The organism is Ruegeria arenilitoris, assembly GCF_013031355.1.
Classification (GTDB): Bacteria; Pseudomonadota; Alphaproteobacteria; order Rhodobacterales; family Rhodobacteraceae; genus Ruegeria; species Ruegeria arenilitoris_C.
Window position 1 is genome coordinate 173,484 of the sequence record NZ_WPZO01000004.1, and the last position, 19,037, is coordinate 192,520.

The following is a 19,037-nucleotide window of genomic DNA, read 5'->3' on the forward strand; positions in this document are numbered from 1 at the left end:
AAAAAACCACACCTTATCGTGCTCGGGCTTGATTCAAACGTATTTTCCGGCAAGGCTGAGGGTATGAACATGCAGCCTCCCAGCCGGTTTTCTGCTAACTCGGCACAGATGCCCGTCGCGTTCGACCGGCGCGAGATGTCCTATATCCTGTCCGTCTATGGCCGGATGGTCGCTGCCGGGGAAATGCGCGATTACGGTATTTCCAACCTGCGGGACATGGCGGTGTTCTCCATCTTTCGACGCACGGCCGAGCATCCGATCTACCGCGTCGAAAAACACCCCCGCCTGCGGCAAAGGCAGGGGATGTATTCGGTGGTCGGCATGGATGGCCGGATTCTGAAACGCGGCCACGACCTGCGCACCGTTCTGCGGGTGCTGGAGCGCAAGCTGATCCGCTCGGTCGACCTTGATTAGAGCCTTTTGTGGGATGTGACGGGCCCGTCGCCCTGATCCAGAATGCGCGCGATTGCCTGATCCATCGGTTCGAATGTCACATCCATGTGAAAGGCGTTGGCGTGCAGCAGCATGTTGTCGTCATAGACCCAGGCGACATGGCCTTTCCAGAACAGCAGATCGCCATGTTTCGGGTCCGTGCCTGCGGGCAGAGCCTGCCCCAGTTCCCGCTCCTGATCGCCGCTGTCGCCGGGACAGGGGATACCGCAAGCCAATAGTCCGGCCTGCACCAGACCCGAGCAATCCAGCCCGAACCGGCTGTTGCCACCCCACAGATAGGGCGTGCCCAGAAACAGCTCGGCCACGGCGACCGGATCGGTCAGATGGGTGGCGTTCAGCTTGGCGTGGACGGCAGGGATGAAACCCAGTTCGGTTTCCAGAAACCGGCCCTGTTCCGACAGGACCTGAACCTTGCTGCCGAAACTCAGCGAGACCCGGTCGGGGCTTTTCATATCCGGCTCTGCATAGGCGTGGGTCGCAGGGGCGGTGATCCAGTGGGTGTCCTCGACCCAAGCGCCTAGTTGATCCGAGGCGACCCAACCGGTGTAGTTGTCCTTGTCTGCAGTCACGTGACTCCAACCGCCTTGGGTTTCCGTTACGGTGACCGTGTCACCGAACAACAACTGCCGGTCCCGAGGGCCATCAGGGCGGCGCAGCAAGTTGACCACGGGGTTTATGATGCGTTGTTTGGTCATAGGCTCAGAATCTCGGGCAGGGCAGTCAGCAGGGCGCGCGGACCTTGGCCGAGACCGCCCTTGCTGCGGCCCGGCGCTTTGCTGGCTTGCCAGGAATAGATGTCGAAATGCATGTAACGGCTTTCGCCCACGAACCGGCGCAGGAACAGCGCGGCGGTGATCGATCCCGCAAATCCGCCCGAAGGCGCATTGTCCAGATCGGCAATGCCCGGTTCGATCATCGCCTCATAGGGTTCGTGAAACGGCATCCGCCAGACCGGGTCGGCGGCCTGTTTTGCGGCCCTCGCCAGCGCATCGGCGGCATTGTCGTCATCGGTGTAGAAAGGTGCCAGATCGCCGCCAACGGCCACCCGCGCCGCGCCAGTCAGCGTGGCCATCGAGATCACCAGATCCGGATTGCCCTCATCCGCCAGCGTCAGCGCATCGGCCAGCACCAGCCGCCCCTCGGCATCGGTGTTGTTGATCTCGACCGTCAGACCCTTGCGCGAGGTCAGGATATCACCCGGGCGGAACGCGCTACCGGAGACCGAGTTCTCAACCGCCGGGATTAGCACACGCAGCTGTAACGGCAGTTTCAGCGCCATGATCATCCGCGCCAGTCCCAGAACATTGGCAGATCCACCCATGTCTTTCTTCATCAGCGCCATCGAGTTGCCGGGTTTCAGGTTCAGCCCCCCGGTGTCGAAACACACGCCTTTGCCGACCAGCGTCAGCTTGGGGCCGGAGCCCCCCCAATTCATCTCGATCAGGCGCGGTTCCTGCGCGGCGGCGCGGCCAACGGCGTGGATCATCGGAAAGTTCTGTTCCAGCAGGGCCTGCCCCGTGATCACGTTGCAGGAGGCACCGAATTCCTGCGCCAGCCCCTCGGCGGCGGATTGCAGCTGGGCCGGGCCCATATCTGCGGTGGGCGTATTGACCAGATCGCGGGTCAGAGCCTCGGCCTGTGCCAGAACTTCGATCCGAGCGGCATCGATCCCTTCGGGGGCAATCAGACGCGCCTTGGCCCCAGATTGCGCAGCGTAGCGATCAAACGCGTAACCGGTCAGCAGCCAGCCCAGACATTCGGTGTCCAGCGCCTCCGAAGGCACGCCCGATGCGATGTGATAGGTGCCCTTGGGCAAGGCTTCGGCGTTGGCGGCCAGCGGAAACCGTTTGCGCGCGCGGCCTGCGGCCTTGCCATAGCCCGCAACCGCGAATTCCGGTGCACCGTCCGGCCCCGGGATCAACGCAACCTGTCCCAGCGCGCCGGTAAAGCCGCTGGCCTGCACCCAGGTCGAGATGCGATCTGGCTGGCCCGCCAGCCAATCGTCCAGATCGGGTTGCGCGATGACATGAAGAGGAAGCGAAGGATCAGAGGGCGAAGCAAAGGACAGGGTCATGGAAAACTCGGCTGGTTCGATTTGCGCCCAGCCTAGCCGCCCACGGCCCGTCCGCAAGCCCTGTCAGACGGAAAGATCCTGCTGATCCCAGATCACGGTCAGCGATTTCTCTCCGACCCGGATCAGCCGTGACAGGGTGGCACCTGTGGCCACTGCATCGCCCGTATCCACAGTCTGCGCCACATCTCCGGCGACCCGCGCCAGCGCGACCATGCCGATCTGGTCCGCGATCGCCACCAGTGAACGCGCGCATTTGCGCAGCCCCGCCCAGTCGCGCTGCCGCCAGAAGCGTTCGCAGTTTGACAGGCGTACGGCCAGTTCTTCGACCGTGCGGCACAACACGTCCAGCGCGTTCTTGTCGCCCAGCTGGCGATACAGTCCGCTCAGTTGCTCCAGGTCCAGCCGGACGGTTTCCTTATGTTCAAGCGTGAGTATCTTATCCACCACATTCACCCCAATTCATTACGCCCCCACGGCATAGACGGACTTTGACGATGAATTCCTTTGCAAAACCTTGCATCCGCGCAGGATAATTGCTCGAATTTTCCGCGAATTCAGGGTAGAGCAGCTTTCAGCAACACGAAGATGGACAGAAGAATGGACTTAGCGAAACCTCTGCCGGGCTATTTGGTCAAACGGTATCACGGCTGGAAAGCCACCACCTATTCCGAAAATCAAGTCTGGTATCGCCGCTTGGCGACCGAAGGGCAGCGCCCGCGTGCGATGGTGATTTCCTGTTGCGACAGCCGTGTGCACGTGACGTCGATGTTCGGGGCGGATCAGGGCGATTTCTTCATCCATCGCAACATTGCCAACCTGGTACCTCCTTTCGCGCCCGACGGGGATCACCACGGCACCAGTGCGGCGATTGAATACGCCGTGACCGCGTTGAAGGTGGCGCATCTGATTGTGCTTGGCCATTCGCAATGCGGTGGAGTTCAGGGCTGTATCGACATGTGCAAAGGCCAAGCCCCGCAGCTGGAGGCCAAAGACAGCTTTGTCGGCCGCTGGATGGACATTCTGAAGCCGAAATACGAGCTGGTGGCCGATATCGAAGACAGCGTCGATCAGGCGCGGCAGTTCGAGCGGCAGGCGGTTGTCGCCTCGCTCGAGAACCTGATGACTTTCCCGTTTGTGTCTTCGGCGGTGCAGGACGGCTCGCTCAGCCTGCATGGGCTGTGGACTGATATCGGCGAGGGCGGGCTGCAATGCTATGATCCGCAGGAAAAGAAGTTCGTGGTCGTCTGACCCATCGGAATAGTCCGTGGATTTGACAGGTGCGGGATCAGGTCTCTGATTCCGCGCTATTTTTTGCTATAGTCGCCTTATCCGGGTTTGGATCGGGGACGTTTCATGCGAGTCATCAAACGCATTCTTCTGGCTCTGCTTGTGCTTGTATTGCTGCTGATCGGGGTATCGTATCTGTTGCCCGGGCGGGCCGAAGTATCGCGCAGCATTGTCATCGACGCCCCGCCCGCAGCCATTTTTCCCTATGTAAATTCGATGCAGGAGACTGAGAAATGGTCGCCATGGCTGGAACGGGATCCCGCAACGCAGCTGACGTATAGCGGCCCTGAGGCCGGAGTGGGCAATACTCTGAATTGGAGCTCGGAGCACCCACAGGTCGGAACCGGATCGCAGGAGATCATCGAAAGCGTCCCCGATCAGACGGTCAGAACCGCGCTGGATTTCGGGTCTATGGGAACCGCCACAGCGTCGTTTGATCTGGAGCCCGAGGGTGAACGGACGCAGGTGACCTGGGGATTTGTCACCGATCTGGGGCTGAATCCGATGGCGCGATGGATGGGTTTGATGATGGATGAATGGGTGGGAGGCGACTACGAACGGGGCCTCTCCAACCTGAAAGTGCTGGTCGAAACGCAGAGTTAGCGGACTCCGCCCCTCGGTAAGTCGCGGCGTTGGAATGAAAATTCTTCAAAGGCGCTAAAAAATGACCAGTTTGCATCTTTTTTAACTTTTTCATTGCCGAAACCGGTTTCGGAGCAAACAAATGGAAAAAATGACTACGAATCCTTCATATCAATCGCTCGCGTCAGCGAATCGCACCTCGGTCTCTGGCCGGGTGAAGCTGGACGAATTGGCGGCGCATCTGGGCCTGTCGAAAAGCACGGTGTCGCGGGCGCTGAACGGCTATACCGATATCTCCGAGGTCACGCGGAACCGGGTCGAAACCGCCGCCCGCAAGCTGGGCTACCGCCCGCTGAGCCACGCGCAGGCGATCCGGACCGGGCAGGTGCGCGCCATTGCGATGGTGCTGAACAGCGAAGAGCCCGATCAGCACAACCCGTTCCTGCAAGATTTTCTGGCCGGTGCCTGCGAGGCCGCCAGCAGCCTCGACTGGACGATGACAATTTCCACCGCGACCTCGGAACGGGACACGCTGAAAGTGCTCAGCCGTCTGTTCGAGGAGCGCAAGGCGGACGGTTTCATCCTGCCGCGAACGATGGTCAAGGATGCGCGCGTCGGGCTTTTGCGCAATCTTGAGGTGCCGCATATCCTTTATGGTCGCACCGGGTACGGGCAGCCGAACACGTGGGAGGAGACCTCGTGGTTCGACATCGCAGGCGAAACCGCCATGCGCAAGGCCGTGCTGCGGCTGGCCGGGTTCGGACATACGCGCATCGGCTATGTCGGCAGCGATCCAAAGTTCAACTACAGCCACCTGCGCCGCGATGGCTACACCGAAGGACTGCATCAGGCCGGTCTGCCGCTTGATCCCGATCTGATCCGCGAGGGCGCCCGAACGCGGGAGGACGGCGCCGCGCAGGCGATGGCGCTGATGCAGCTGGATCAGCCGCCGACCGCGATTGTTTTTGCAACTGATCTGGCCGCGTTGGGGTTCTGTGCCGCCGCGCAGGATCTGGGGTTCGAGATCGGCCGGGACGTCTCGGTCATCGGCTATGACGGCGTTCCGGAATGCCGCTATGCGCGCCCCGCGCTGACCACGTTCGCCGTCGATTCCCGCATGGCTGGGCAGCGGCTGGCAACCTTGCTGATCCGCCAGATCCGGGGCGAGGACCCTGCCACCCTGCGCGAGCTGACCGATGCGACTCTGGTCGAAGGGGAATCAGACGGGCCGCCGCATCTGAAACCGGCGGACCTGGCGAAGAAACACACGCAACTCAACAAAGAATAACCGGGAGGAGACCACTCATGAAACTGACACCCAAAGCCGCAAGGCTGATGCTTGGATCGTCGCTGGCTCTGGCGCTGACTGCACTGTCCGTGCAGGCCGACACGATCCGGTTCTGGACCACCGAGGAACAGCCCGAACGTCTGGCCAAACAGCAAGAGATGGCCGATCAGTTCAAGGCTGAAACCGGCACCACGGTCGAGGTGATCCCTGTCACCGAAAGCGATCTGGGTACCCGTGCCACCGCGGCCTTTGCCGCCGGAGACCTTCCGGATGTGGTCTATCACACGTTGCAATACGCGCTGCCTTGGGCCGAGGCCGGCATTCTGGACACCGAAGCCGCCACCGAAGTGATTGAGGAATTGGGCGCCGACACCTTTGCCCCCGGCGCGCTGGCGATGGCTGCGTTCAACGATGAAACCGCGTCCGTGCCTGTGGATGGCTGGACTCAGATGGTTGTCTACCGCAAGGACCTGTTCGATGAGGCCGGTCTGGACGCTCCCGACAGCTTTGCCGACATTCAGGCCGCGCTGGAGGCCCTGCATAACCCGCCCGAGATGTACGGCTTTGTTTCGGCCACCAAGGTCGACGAAAACTTCATGAGTCAGGTGCTGGAGCATGTCTTCCTCGCCAATGGCGTCTCGCCGGTGGGCCCCGACGGGTTCCAGCCGCTGGGCGAAGCCAAAACCACCGAGGTTCTGGATTTCTACAAGGCGATCTCCAAAGCGTCGCCCCCGGGTGAGCTGTACTGGAAGCAATCGCGCGAGCTGTATTTTGACGGCAAGGCCGCGATGATCATCTGGTCGCCCTTCATTCTGGACGAACTGGCCGGCCTGCGTGACAGCGCCCCGCCGACCATCACCGATGACCCAACCTCGCGCGATCTGGCGGGCAAGACCGGTATCGTGACCAAACTTTCCGGCCCGTCAAACCCCGATGGCGCGGCCTGGGGTGATGTGCGTTACTTCGGTATCACCAACGATGCGGATACCGATGCAGCGATGGAGTTCGTGAAATACGCCATGGATCAGGGCTATACCCAGACACTGGCCATTGCGCCCGAGGGTAAGTTCCCGGTGCGTCGTGGCAATGCCGACAATCCGACGGCCTTCTCGGAAGCCTGGGCCGACCTGCCCGTGGGCGTGGACCGCAAGGCCCCGCTGGGTGAGCTGTATGAACAGGCGATGATCGACGAGATCGTCGGTGGTCTGGATGTGGCACAGCGTTGGGGCGTGGCCGAGGGCCAATTGGCGCTGGCCTCGAAAATGATCAACTCTCAGGCCATCAACCGGATCGTGCGTCAGTATATCGATGACGAGGTAGACGCCGCCGCCGCTGTTGCGGCCATGAACGAAGAGCTGGCCAAGGTTCAGTAACAAACCAGCACCTGCAGCGGCGTCCGCGCCGCTGCGTACAACCCTTCGAGGTATCCCATGTCTTCGGCCACCCCACCGACCGGAACCGGGGCGTTAGCCAAACGCGAGGCGCGATTGGCCTGGACGCTGCTTGCTCCGACCATCATCAGTGTGTCGCTGGTTGTGATCCTGCCCCTGCTGGCGATCATCTGGATCAGCTTCAAGCCCTTTACCCTGTCCGACCTGCGCCCGCCCGCACCGGTCGTGCGTGAAAGCCTGCGCGGATCGGGCGACGATCTGCGGATCGAATACCGGCTGCGCAACTCAAGCCAGGAAATCGCCATCCAAGGTGTGACCCTGAGTGATGTGCTGCCGGACGGCGTGACCGCCGGAGAGGTCGCCGCGCCCTGTGTTCTGGATGGGCAGGATCTGTTTTGCGACTTCGGCGCCCTTGAGGGCGGCCAGCGGGAGCGTATCCGCATTCCGATCGAGGTCGATGGCGACCCGGATGCGTTCGAGGAATTGGTTGAAGAATCCGAGCCCGACGTGACCGGCAGCGGCCCCAGCGTGTTGACCAATTTCGAGTTTAGCCTTGAAAACTTCGCCCGGGTGTTTGACGGAGATGAATTCTGGGGCGTGCTTGGGGTCACCCTGTTCTATACCGTCTTTGGCACCATCGGCGCGCTGGTGATGGGCCTGTTTGCCGCGCTGCTGCTGAACAAAAGCTTCAAGGGGCAAGGCTTTATCCGTGGCCTCTACCTGTTTCCCTATGTGGCCCCAGTCATCGCCGTGGCCTTTACCTGGGTTACGCTGTTTGACCCGTTCTCGGGCTCGGCCAATGCGCTTCTGGTGCAGATGGGGTTAAGCAGTGAGCCGATCAATTTCTTCGGGGAACGCCCCTTGGCCCTGATCATGGTCACGGTGTTCGAGATCTGGCGTTATTTCCCGCTGTCCTTCCTGTTCATCCTGGCGCGGATGCAGTCTATCGATAGCAGCATGTATGAGGCGGCGGATATGGATGGGGCCTCTCCGTTCCAGAAGTTCTGGCTGCTGAGCATCCCGCAACTGTTGGGCATCCTGTCAGTGCTGTTCCTGCTGCGCTTTATCTGGACCTTCAACAAGTTCGACGACATCTTCCTGCTGACCGGCGGCAATGCAGGCACCCGTACGCTGACCGTGAATGTCTATGAGCAGGCCTTTGCGGTCTCGAATATTGGGGCGGGCGCGGCGGTGGCCGTGGTTATCCTGATGTGCCTGATCGCCTTCAGCTTTGTCTTCTTCAAGTTCATCAGCCGCGAGGAGGGCCTGTGATGCGCAAAGGGTATATCACCGGCCCGGTTTTGGGCGCGTTGTGGATGGTGGTGATTGCCACCACCATCGCGGTCACCATGTCTTTCGCCACCGGCGCGGCGTTTCGCCCGCAGGTTCTGCTGAGCCTGATCTGGGGCGCAGTGGCCGGGCTTGTCTATGTTCGCTTTCCCGCCCGCCACGCCCCGGCGCGCTTGGGCGTCTCAGCTTTGCTGGGCCTGTCCTGCCTGACCGGCTTCGGCCCGGTTCTGATCGGATCGGATACGACGCTGCTGGCTCTGCTGGTGACGGTGATCTCGGTGGCCTTGGTGATGCATGTCTCACTGGCTGCGATTCTCAAGGAACTGCCGTTTGGGGAACTGACCCGCCACGAATACGAAGACGCGGTGATCCGGTTCTGCACAGGGTTCGGCTATATCTTCTTCACCGCCATCGTAATCATCCCCTTCTATGTGATGGTGATGACCAGCCTGAAATCACAGCAGGCACTGTTGCAGAACCCGCTAGATTTCTCAGTCGACCTATCTCAGGGCTGGGCTTTGTTGCGCAGCTATACCGAGCTGTTCCGCGACTTCAATTTCGGCAGCTACCTGTGGACGTCCTTCTATGTCTCGTGCCTGACCGTGTTCATCACGCTGCTGTTCAGCGTTCCGGGCGCCTATGCGGTGGCACGGTTCCGGTTTCAGGGGCAAAAGGCGTTCTCGCGCTCGATCCTGCTGATCTACATGGTGCCGATGATCGTGCTGGCATTGCCGATCTATATCGCGTTCTCGCTGACCGGCCTGCGTAACTCGATCCTTGGCATTGTGATGATTTACCCGGTCACCACGATCCCGGTCGCGCTGTACATGCTGCAGGGCTATTTCCGCGGTCTGCCGACCGAGGTCGAAGAGGCCGGTCTGATGGATGGCCTGTCGCGTCTGGCGGTGATCTGGAAGATCACCTTGCCGCTCAGCCTGCCGGCGTTGGCGTCGGTATCGCTCTATGTCTTCATGATTGCCTGGAATGAATTCCTGCTGGCCTTCATGCTGCTGGACGACCCGTCGAAATTCACTCTGACCCGAGGTGTCACAATGCTGAACTCCTCGGAAATCCCCCGCCAACACCTGATGGCCGGTGCGGTGATTGCCACCGTTCCGATCATGGCCCTGTTCCTGGGGCTTGAACGTTTCATGACCAAAGGCCTGACGGCAGGCTCGGTCAAAGGATGACAGATATGAACTACTATACGACGCCGAGTGAATCGGCCCGCAACATCCTGATTGCCAATGATCGGGGCGGCTATACGATCCCGACCAGCGGCCTTTACCCCTATCAGTGGAACTGGGACAGCGCGGTTGCGGCGCTGGGCTTTGCCGAGTTCGACATCGACCGCGCTTGGGTCGAGCTTGAGACGTTGTTTTCCGGCCAGTGGGCGGACGGCATGGTGCCTCATATCCTGTTCCATAAACCTGATCCGGGCTATTTCCCCGGGCCGGATGTCTGGGGCGGCACCGGGCCGATTGCGTCATCCGGTGTGACCCAACCGCCGCTGGCCGCCACCATGGCACGGCGGGTCTGGGAGAAAGATCGCGTAGTGGGTGAAGCGCGCCTTCGCGCCCTGTTCCCGGCCATGCTGGCCTGGCACCGCTGGTTCATGAATTGGCGTCTGGACGAACACGGCGCCGTCTGCACCACACATCCGTGGGAAGCCGGGCGCGACAACGCGCCGGACTGGGATGGTGCGATGGCGGGGATCGACGCCTCGGATGTGGGTGAATATCAGCGCCGCGACACCAGCCATGTGAACAGTGCCGACCGGCCCACCAAATACGACTATGACCGCTATATCAAACTGGTGCAGATCGGGCGCGAGGCCGGCTGGGATCAGGCGAAACTGCTGGAGCTGAACCCGTTCCGCGTCGCCGACCCGACCATGAGCTTCACCACCCTGCGCGCCGCCCGCGATCTGCTGACCATCAGTCAGGAGCTTGGCATCGCGGCCGAGGGTCTTAATGCGGATGTGGCCCGGCTTGAGGCGGGCGCGCGGTCGTTGTGGAACGAGGCGCTGGGCGCCTTTGACGCCCGCGATGCGCATACGGGTGAATGGGCCGAAAGCGTCTCTAACGCGAGCTATCTGTGCTGGTATGGGGGGATTGACTCCTCGCAAATGCTGGACCGTGTGAAAACCGTTCTGACAACCGTGCCGCATCCGATCCCCAGCTATGATCCGAACATGCCCAAGTTTGATGAGCGCCGCTATTGGCGCGGACCGACCTGGGCCTTCATGAACATGCTGGCGGGTTTTGGCCTTGCGGAAATGGGCCACGGCGTCGAAGCCGAAGCCCTGCGCCTGAAAACCGCGCGTCTGATCGCGGGCCACGGCTTTGCCGAATATTACGACCCGATCACCGGCAGTCCGGCCGGGGGCAACTCATTCACTTGGACAGCCGCCGTCTGGCTGCATTGGGCAGGGAGGAACTGATGGGCAGCATCGAGCTCAAATCCGTCGAGAAATGGTTCGGCGAAGTGCAGGTGATCAAAGGCATCGACCTGCAGATCGAAGAGGGTGAGTTCGTGGTCTTCGTTGGCCCCTCGGGCTGTGGGAAATCGACCCTGTTGCGGATGATCGGCGGGCTCGAGGATATCTCGCGCGGGTCGCTTCTGATCAACGGGAATGATGTCACCGATCATCCGCCGTCAAAACGCGGGCTGACCATGGTGTTCCAGTCCTATGCTCTGTACCCCCACCTGACCGTGGCCGAGAATATGGGCTTTTCGTTAAAGGTGGCGGGTGTTCCGAAGGCCGAGATCGCCGAGCGTGTGGGCAAAGCCGCCGAGGTGCTCAAGCTGGACCCTTATCTGGAACGTCGCCCCAAGGATCTGTCCGGCGGGCAGCGTCAGCGTGTGGCCATCGGGCGTTCGATCGTGCGCGACCCCACCGCATTCCTGTTCGATGAGCCCCTGTCCAACCTCGACGCCGCCCTGCGGGTCGAGATGCGGTACGAGATCGCCAAGCTGCACCAAAGCCTCAACCGCACCATGATCTACGTGACCCATGATCAGGTCGAAGCGATGACCCTGGCCGACCGCATTGTGGTGCTGGAGTTCGGCAAGATTGCTCAGGTCGGCACCCCGCGCGAATTGTATGAACGCCCCGCGAACCTGTTCGTAGCGCAGTTCATCGGCAGCCCAAAGATGAACGTCCTGCCTTGCACCGTGTCTGGTGACCAGTTCCAACTGGAAAACGGTGGCAGCGGCCCGTTTGACCGTGCAGGCACGGCCACGATGCTGGGCATACGCCCGGAACATATCAGCGTGGTCGAACCCGGCGCGGGTCACAGTGACGGCCTGGTCGAGGTGGTCGAATACCTCGGCGCCGATATGTTCGTCATCGTCGATTGCGGCACCGAGGAGAAAGTCACTGTCCGCTTGGGTGGCGATACCGAGATCAAGGCAGGCACCAAGATCGGCATGCACTTCGCGCCGGAAAAGCTCCAGTTTTTTGATGAGGAGGGGCAGGCGCTGTGAGGTGGCACGGGATGGAGCGTATCAGTGCAGCTCCATTCCTTCGGGCCAACTGAGTTTGGTATCCAATTGAATCGTCTCCGATTGACCCGGCGCCAACTCCAGCTCCCACGCCAGAATGCCGCGCCGGTTATCTACGTTTTCTTCGCTTGGTTTCGGCCGGGCGGTCCAGGTGATCTCAAGATCGTCCTGTTCGGAAAAAGGCACACGGTCCAAAATGCGAAGCGGCCAGGTTTCGCCTGTCAGATTTTCAACCTTAATCTGCGCGCGTTCCTGACTTTGATTGGAGCGTGAGATCAGGCCAACATCGCCTTGGCTACGCCCCAGGATGTCGCGCTTGACGGTCAGGGCGTAAAGCGGGCCAAACCCCATCTCAACCTCTTCCCTTGGACCAATGCTTGCGGTGCTGTCCGTTGCCACCAACACTCCGTTGACCCGCCATCTGGCAAAGTTCGCCGACAGCAACATCTGGTCGTAAGGATTGGTGAAACGTGCTGTGCGATACGCCGTTTCATCGCGACTTGGGTTTGCCAGCGCATACAGTTCAACCGACTGGGTCATGCTGTCCAGGGCGAATTCGGCAATTTCAGATCCGCTTGCGATCGAGATCGGCTCGGACAAGGTATAGGTGATGCCGGTGCCCTGAACGGATGCGGGATCAGGTGCAAAGCCCGCAGTTTCCTCCACCACCACGGGGGCTTCGACAACTGGTTCTTCAAGATTTGCAACGTATTCGCTGATTGACCTGCGCTGGGGAAAGATACGCGAAGCGCTGTTTTGCCCAACGGGTTGAAGTGTCGACACGCTAAGCCTGACGTCCTGCCAGTTCTCGCCGGTCTCCTGCGTCACCAGAACGCGTCGGTCGATCCGAACTTCGGGCGTGTCTGTGGTCTTCAGATCAAATTCGTATCCGGGTTGCCAGTCCGCGTTGTAGAAATCGATATAAGACAGGGAAATAGCGCCCTCGGACGCTGCTTTGGCAGTGACGTCCACGGCGATGAACAGTCGCTCGTCCGTTTCTGGCAGCAAGGCAGCCAAATCGGCTTGAGCTGCGTTCAGTTGCTCTTCCAGATCGACCAGTTTCTCTTCGATTTTGCGTGCTTCGATTTCGGCGGTTTGCGCAGTGTTCTCGGCGTTCAGAGATTCTTCTCCAACCATTTGGGCGATGTTGCGCAGGTTTTCAGCATCTGAACCTGCCAGACCCTCGTTCCGACCCAGATTGGACAGGAATGCGATCTTATGGCGGGCCGCCTCGGCCCTGAGCCGCGCAGTTTCGGCCCTGTCCTCTACGGTCGCGATCTGGTTTTCGATATCGGTGACGCGATCCTCGGCCTGTTTGACCTCATCGCTGACGTAGTCGTGCCACGGTACATCATCTCCGCGAATAATAAGCGCGGATCGGCTGAGCCCATCGGCCTGAACCTGCATCGTTGACAACTGGGTATCCGGATCACTGGCCGGGACGCCCAACAGTACCAGCCGATGTGTGCCTGCAGGGATCGAATAGGTTCCGGTTCGAAGAACTTCGACTCCTTGTGGGTATACTGTCACTTCGCTGACTTTGGTGTCGATTGTGAATGTTTCGGCAGACAGCAACGTCGGCGCAAGCGCCAACAGATAAAACAGGTTTTTCATAAGTGCTCGCAGAGAAATGGTTCCGGCTTCCCGCAAGGGTTGCAGGCGCTTCATTTCACTACAAGAAAAAGAAAAAGGGCCACCCGAATTTGGTGGCCCTTGTGGCATTTCAGTTGGAAGGGGGTCAGCCCTTTTTCAGAACCTCACGGCCCAGCAGTTCGGCAATCTGAACCGCGTTCAGGGCGGCACCCTTGCGCAGGTTGTCCGAGACACACCACAGGTTGATGCCGTTTTCAACGGTTGAATCCTGGCGGATGCGGCTGATGAACGTGGCGAAGTCGCCCGCGCATTCGATCGGCGAGACGTAGCCACCGGGTTCGCGTTTGTCGATCACCATGATGCCTGGTGCCTCGCGCAGGATGTCGCGGGCTTCGTCTTCGTCCAGGAATTCTTCGAACTCGATGTTCACGGCCTCGGAGTGGCCGACGAAGACCGGAACGCGGACGCAGGTTGCGGTGACCTTGATCGACGGATCGATGATCTTCTTGGTCTCGACAACCATCTTCCACTCTTCCTTGGTCGAGCCGTCTTCCATGAAGACGTCGATCTGCGGAATGACGTTGAAGGCGATCTGCTTCTGGAACTTGTTCGGCGGCACGTCCGTTGTGGGGTTGTAGACCGCTTTGGTCTGATCCCACAGCTCGTCCATGCCATCCTTACCGGCACCCGAAACCGACTGATAGGTCGACACGACAACGCGCTTGATCTTGGCACGGTCGTGCAGCGGCTTCAGCGCGACAACCATCTGCGCGGTCGAGCAGTTGGGGTTGGCGATGATGTTCTTGTTTTTGTAGTCGTGGATCGCCTGCGGATTACACTCCGGCACGATCAGCGGAATGTCCGGGTCATAGCGGTAGAGCGACGAGTTATCGATCACCACGCAGCCAGCGGCCGCCGCCTTGGGGGCGTAAACCTTGGTTGCGTCCGAGCCGATGGCGAACAACGCCATGTCCCAGCCGGTGAAATCGAAGGTGTCGATGTCCTGGGTAGTCAGTGTCTTGTCGCCAAAGCTAACTTCTGTGCCCAGCGAACGACGGCTTGCCAGAGCGGCAATTTCATCGACCGGGAACTGGCGTTCCGCCAGGATGTTCAGCATTTCGCGGCCCACGTTACCCGTGGCGCCGGCGACAACGACGCGATAGCCCATTTCATGTCTCCAAAGTTAAGGACGCGCGTTCATAGCTGCGTTGCGGCAAAGAAAAAAGAGTTTTCGGGGTTTATTTGCCGCAATGACGCCGATTTTACGCTGCAAATGGCATCAGGCGTCGTTCAGAAGCTTCTCGTAGAGCGCCACAAGGGTTCTGGCCTCGCCGTTGATGTCGAAATTCTGTTCGACATGCGCGCGGGCGGCGATGCCAGATTGCGTCAGGGAATCGCGGTTCGCGAGCATGTCGGCGGCAGCATCAGCCAGGGCGGGGATATCACCGGGTTTCACCACGCGACCCAGCGACGGGTCGGTGACGATCTCGGAAAACGCGCCGACATCGGTGGCCACAACCGGCACGCCGCAGGCCATTGCTTCCAACGGAGTAAGCCCGAATCCCTCCCACCGTTGCGGGGCGATGAACAGGTCCAGTACCTGGTACCATTCAGCGATCTGATCGACGGTGACCTCGGGCATGAACAGGATACGGTCGGACAGGCCCGCCTTGGCGACCTTGTCTTGCAGCTCGGCCAAAAAACCAGTGTGTTTCTCGGTGGCGCGGCCCATGACGATGCCGTGCACGTCGTCAAAGCGGCCACACAGGTCGATCATCGCGTCGACAAAAGCGTCGGTGCCTTTCTGGTGACGAATGCGGCCGTAACAGCCCAGCAGCAGGCCATCGGGCAGGCCCAGTCGGGCACGCACCGCCGCTTTGTTTTCGGGCGGGGTGAAATCCTGCAGGTTGATGCCATGCATGATCACCTGCGCGTCCCGTTCCAGATACCCGGCGGTTTTGCGAGAGGTGGCGACCACCGCGTCCATCTTCTCGATCAGCCACTTGGTGTAACCGGTATGCGCCCGCTGCGAGGCGCTGGTGAACAGCAGTTTCAGCCTCAGCCGCAGGACGTTGCGCAGGAACAGGCCCAGCAGCATCTCGGTATTGCGGCGGGCGTGCCAGACGCGCTTGGTTTTGCGTGACAGAAAAGGCAGGCGGCCCAGCGGGATATGCGGGATGTCTTCGGGCAGGCCCGGCCCGGTCGCGGCGATGTCGATCCACTGCACTTGCAGCGGCACCAGCCGGGCAATCGTCGCGGTCACGCCCGAAAGCCGGCGTTTCAGATTGGGGGCAATGACGCGCGGGTCGGACATGGGCTCTCCTGACGGTTCCAGCGTCAGTCGACGCTGTCGCGGCTGAATAGATAGATCACGCAACCAATGGCAAGCGTGACCGCGAAAAAGCCGAATATCGCTGTGTAGGGCGCGGTCGGGCTGATGTCCACTGTGGCCGCATGGATGCGCCCCGTGACGAATTGCGCGATGCCAACGCCGCCAATGCCAAAGAGGTTCAGCAGGGTCATGCCACGCCCCACCAGATGCGGGGCCACAAAGGCGCGGCCATGAGCCATGATGACCGGAAAGCTGGCCCCCATGAAGCCAATCACCGCCATCAGCACCACCGACAGCCAGACCGCGCTGTCGACCCACAGGCACAGCAACACCAGCGCCCCCGTGCCCAGCGCATTGCCGCCGAAGATCACCCATTTCCGCGTGCCCAGCATCCGGTCAAGGGGACCATAGGCGAATGTTCCGGCAATCATTGCGGCCCCCATGATCAGCGTCGCCGTACCAATCTGGGTGGTGCTGAGGGCGAAGATATCGCTCAGATACGGCCCGGCCCACAGCCCACGTGTGGCCGCCGCGGGCGCATAGGCCACCAGCATCAGCGGCAGGATCGCCCAAAGCGCGGGTTCTTTCAGCAAGTCCAGTACCGATCCCCGGTGCTCGGTCTCAACCCGTTTGGGGTCATGCACGGTGACCCAGATGCCCAGTGCGATCGTCCCTGAGAACAACGCCAGCACCCACATCGTCGCACGCCATCCCATCAGCTCGACCGCCAGCGCGGTGGGGTAGGAGGCCACGAGATTGCCTACTGAACCCACGCCCAGCATCACCGCGGCCAGCGTCGCAAACCGTGCGGGCGGGTATTCCCGCGCAAAGATGTAGTAAGACGCCATCAGCACCGGAGAGCACCCGACCCCGATCAACCCCATTGCGATGGCAATGTGAAACGGCGTGCTGGCCACGGCGAACAACGCCGCACCGCCCGCGCCACCGACCAGCAACAAAACCGCTGCTGTCAGGCGCGGCCCGATCTGATCCAGTGCCCAGCCCACCGGCAACTGCATGGCGGCAAAGACCAGAAACCAAAGCCCCGAGGCAAAGGCCAGATCCTCGGGCGTGGCGCCGATATCGCGGCCCAGATCAACGCTCAGCACCGCCAGAAAGGCGCGAAAGAACTGGCTGAGCACATAGCCCAGGCACAAGACCACCAGACCTGCCTTCATGAACTGCCCCTTCCTCCCCCGGTTGTGCGGAAATGCTTGGCACGTCCCGGTGCGTCACACAAGCTTGTGTGCTATACTGTTTTCACCGGACAGCGTTCACATTCGGGCTATCTATTGCGATACCCATCACCCCGAGGTGCCGATGAAAGACGCACAGGCCGCCTTTTATGACAGCCTTCCCCTACAGCGGGACTTCACCAGCCTGGCGCAGCCAGCGCGGTTTACAGCCGTGCCGAGTGATTGGGCACTGGGTGTGGCCGATATCGTCGATTCCACCGGTGAGATTGCGCGGGGCCGCTACAAGACCGTCAACATGGTCGGCGCTGCGGTGATCTCGGCCATGATCAACGCGCTGAAAGGGCAGGAGTTTCCCTATGTCTTCGGCGGTGATGGCGCAGGCTTTGCCATCCCCGCAAGCGCCGTCGACACCGCCCGCACGGTGCTGGCTGAGCTGCGGCGCTGGGCTGAGGAAGAGTTTGGGATCACGTTGCGCGGTGCGTTGGTGCCGGTATCCGAAATCCGTCTGGCGGGCCGGGATTTGCGGGTGGCGCGTTATGCCCCCTCGGACGGTGTGGATTACGCCATGTTCTCTGGCGGGGGTCTGGTCTGGGCCGAAGCGCAGATGAAATCCGGTGCGTTCGAGGTGCCGCCCTCTGATCCGGGCGCGCTGCCTGATCTGACCGGCCTGTCCTGCCGCTGGTCCAACAGCAAGGCGCGTCATGGTCAGATCGTCTCGTTGGTGATCCAGCCGACGCAAAAAGCAACCGAGAGCGATTTTGCCGATCTGGCGCGATCGGTTCTGACCGCTTCGGAACGGTTGGAGCGTGCAGGCCACCCGGTGCCGGAAAACGGTCCGCCGATCAGCTGGCCGCCGCCGGATGTCGAGTTGGACGCCCGTGTCTCGCGCGCGGGGCGCAACCTGTTTGGGCAGAGGGTCAAGCTGTTAGGGCAAAACCTGCTGATCGCGCTGTTGTTCAAAACCGGCAAGCGGTTGGGCGAGTTCGATCCCGGTCACTACAAACACATGGTCAGCCGCAATGCTGATTTCCGCAAGTTCGATGACGGGCTGAAGATGACGCTGGATTGCGATCCGGCCACGCTCAAGCAAATCAGGATCATGCTGGAACAAGCGCGTGAACAGGGCAAGGTCCGCTATGGGCTGCACGCACAGGACGAGGCGATGATGACCTGCTTTGTGCCCTCGGCCATGCGGGACGACCATGTGCATTTCGTCGACGGGGCCTCGGGGGGATACGCGCAGGCCGCTGCCGCGATGCAGGGTTAGGGCGTTATTTTGCCTTCCATTTTGCCGACAACGCCCGCGCGGCTTGCGCCAGCAGCATCACATCGATCCCCACCGCCAGAAACTGGGCGCCCATGTCCAGATAGGCTTGATTGGCCTCGTCATCGGTGCCCAGTATGCCGGGCGCTTTACCCGCGGCTTTGATCCGGGTGATGGCATCGGCGATGGTGGCGCGCACCTCGGGGGCGGCGCTGTTGCCCTGAAAACCCATGTCGGTAGACAGGTCCGCCGGGCCGATGAAGACGCCATCGACGCCATCGACCTGCAGAATATCGTCCAGCGCGGCTATCCCGGCGCGGTTTTCGACCTGCACCAGCAGACAAATCTGTTCATCGGCGGTCTGAATGTAATCCGCGACTGATCCATAGCCTGTGGCCCGCGCTGCCCCGGCTCCGACCCCGCGCAGCCCTTCGGGCGGATAGCGGCAGGCGCTAACCAGCTCGCGTGCTTGCTCGGCGCTATTGACCATCGGCACCAGAATGGTCTGCGCGCCGATATCCAGCACCATCTTGATCAGTGCCGTATCGCCCACCGGCACCCGCACCACCGGGTGCGAGGGGCTGGCCGCCAGTGCAATCAACTGATCCCGCAGCGAACGGATGTCATTCGGTGCGTGTTCCCCATCCACCACCAGCCAGTCGAAGCCGGCGGTGCCCATGATTTCGGCCGCGACGGGTTCGGCAAAGCTGCTCCAGCAACCGATCAGGCGATCGCCTTTTGTTAGAGCCTGTTTGAACGTGTTTGTGGGCGCAGCCATTT

Annotated in this window: 18 protein-coding genes; 10 read left to right on the plus strand and 8 right to left on the minus strand. The window is 61.0% G+C overall.

Annotation, left to right across the window (positions count from 1 at the left end; genetic code table 11):
• Positions 1-63 precede the first annotated feature (63 nt).
• Complete coding sequence (locus GOX63_RS11850) at positions 64-414, plus strand: DUF2794 domain-containing protein (RefSeq protein WP_170326186.1); 351 nt, start codon at positions 64-66, stop codon at positions 412-414.
• Here the strand turns inward: GOX63_RS11850 and GOX63_RS11855 are convergent.
• From GOX63_RS11855 to GOX63_RS11865, 3 genes are all read right to left on the minus strand, one after another.
• Entirely contained in the window at positions 411-1,148 is a 738-nt protein-coding gene (locus GOX63_RS11855) for a C40 family peptidase (protein ID WP_170545801.1), read from the minus strand. The two genes, GOX63_RS11850 and GOX63_RS11855, sit on opposite strands and share 4 nt — an antisense overlap.
• A complete protein-coding gene (locus GOX63_RS11860) occupies positions 1,145-2,527 on the minus strand; it encodes a leucyl aminopeptidase family protein (protein ID WP_170326188.1) in 1,383 nt (460 codons plus the stop codon). The genes GOX63_RS11855 and GOX63_RS11860 overlap by 4 nt, the downstream gene beginning before the upstream one ends.
• A gap of 63 nt (positions 2,528-2,590) precedes the next feature.
• Positions 2,591-2,980 carry a hypothetical protein gene (locus tag GOX63_RS11865; protein WP_170326189.1) on the minus strand — a complete coding sequence of 130 codons (390 nt, stop codon included), beginning with the start codon at positions 2,978-2,980 and terminating at the stop codon, positions 2,591-2,593.
• A 144-nt stretch (positions 2,981-3,124) separates the two neighbouring features.
• On the opposite strand from GOX63_RS11865, the gene GOX63_RS11870 reads away from it, so the two are divergent.
• From GOX63_RS11870 to GOX63_RS11905, 8 genes are all read left to right on the plus strand, one after another.
• On the plus strand, positions 3,125-3,775 hold the full coding sequence (locus tag GOX63_RS11870; protein WP_170326190.1) for a carbonic anhydrase: 651 nt from the start codon (positions 3,125-3,127) through the stop codon (positions 3,773-3,775).
• Between the two features lie 105 nt (positions 3,776-3,880).
• On the plus strand, positions 3,881-4,417 hold the full coding sequence (locus GOX63_RS11875; protein ID WP_170326191.1) for an SRPBCC family protein: 537 nt from the start codon (positions 3,881-3,883) through the stop codon (positions 4,415-4,417).
• Positions 4,418-4,538: 121 nt separating this feature from the next.
• Positions 4,539-5,684, plus strand: a complete 1,146-nt coding sequence (locus GOX63_RS11880; protein WP_254435938.1) for a LacI family DNA-binding transcriptional regulator — start codon at positions 4,539-4,541, stop codon at positions 5,682-5,684.
• A gap of 17 nt (positions 5,685-5,701) precedes the next feature.
• Positions 5,702-7,057, plus strand: coding sequence for an ABC transporter substrate-binding protein (locus GOX63_RS11885; RefSeq protein ID WP_170545804.1), 1,356 nt, complete (start codon positions 5,702-5,704; stop codon positions 7,055-7,057).
• A 57-nt stretch (positions 7,058-7,114) separates the two neighbouring features.
• Complete coding sequence (locus GOX63_RS11890; RefSeq protein ID WP_170326193.1) at positions 7,115-8,347, plus strand: carbohydrate ABC transporter permease; 1,233 nt, start codon at positions 7,115-7,117, stop codon at positions 8,345-8,347.
• A complete protein-coding gene (locus GOX63_RS11895; RefSeq protein ID WP_170326194.1) occupies positions 8,347-9,555 on the plus strand; it encodes a carbohydrate ABC transporter permease in 1,209 nt (402 codons plus the stop codon). Before GOX63_RS11890 ends, GOX63_RS11895 begins: the two co-directional genes overlap by 1 nt.
• Before the next feature lie 5 nt (positions 9,556-9,560).
• Positions 9,561-10,808 (plus strand): MGH1-like glycoside hydrolase domain-containing protein, encoded by a 1,248-nt coding sequence (locus GOX63_RS11900; RefSeq protein WP_367646713.1) that lies wholly within the window; start codon positions 9,561-9,563, stop codon positions 10,806-10,808.
• Positions 10,808-11,854: an ABC transporter ATP-binding protein gene (locus GOX63_RS11905; RefSeq protein ID WP_170326196.1), complete on the plus strand. Its 1,047-nt coding sequence runs from the start codon at positions 10,808-10,810 to the stop codon at positions 11,852-11,854. Before GOX63_RS11900 ends, GOX63_RS11905 begins: the two co-directional genes overlap by 1 nt.
• 21 nt (positions 11,855-11,875) lie before the next feature.
• Here the strand turns inward: GOX63_RS11905 and GOX63_RS11910 are convergent, their stop codons facing one another.
• The 4 genes from GOX63_RS11910 to GOX63_RS11925 all read right to left on the minus strand — a co-directional run bounded on the left by GOX63_RS11910 (position 11,876) and on the right by GOX63_RS11925 (position 16,975).
• Positions 11,876-13,486 carry a DUF4139 domain-containing protein gene (locus GOX63_RS11910; protein WP_170545807.1) on the minus strand — a complete coding sequence of 537 codons (1,611 nt, stop codon included), beginning with the start codon at positions 13,484-13,486 and terminating at the stop codon, positions 11,876-11,878.
• A gap of 124 nt (positions 13,487-13,610) precedes the next feature.
• Positions 13,611-14,633: an aspartate-semialdehyde dehydrogenase gene (locus GOX63_RS11915; RefSeq protein ID WP_170326198.1), complete on the minus strand. Its 1,023-nt coding sequence runs from the start codon at positions 14,631-14,633 to the stop codon at positions 13,611-13,613.
• Positions 14,634-14,744: 111 nt separating this feature from the next.
• On the minus strand, positions 14,745-15,779 hold the full coding sequence (locus GOX63_RS11920) for a glycosyltransferase family 4 protein (protein ID WP_170326199.1): 1,035 nt from the start codon (positions 15,777-15,779) through the stop codon (positions 14,745-14,747).
• Between the two features lie 23 nt (positions 15,780-15,802).
• A complete protein-coding gene (locus GOX63_RS11925; RefSeq protein WP_170326200.1) occupies positions 15,803-16,975 on the minus strand; it encodes an MFS transporter in 1,173 nt (390 codons plus the stop codon).
• 142 nt (positions 16,976-17,117) lie between these two features.
• On the opposite strand from GOX63_RS11925, the gene GOX63_RS11930 reads away from it, so the two are divergent.
• Positions 17,118-18,260, plus strand: a complete 1,143-nt coding sequence (locus GOX63_RS11930) for a DUF3095 domain-containing protein (protein WP_170326201.1) — start codon at positions 17,118-17,120, stop codon at positions 18,258-18,260.
• Between the two features lie 4 nt (positions 18,261-18,264).
• Here the strand turns inward: GOX63_RS11930 and GOX63_RS11935 are convergent, their stop codons facing one another.
• Positions 18,265-19,035 (minus strand): aldolase/citrate lyase family protein, encoded by a 771-nt coding sequence (locus tag GOX63_RS11935; RefSeq protein ID WP_170326202.1) that lies wholly within the window; start codon positions 19,033-19,035, stop codon positions 18,265-18,267.
• Between the last annotated feature and the right edge of the window lie 2 nt (positions 19,036-19,037).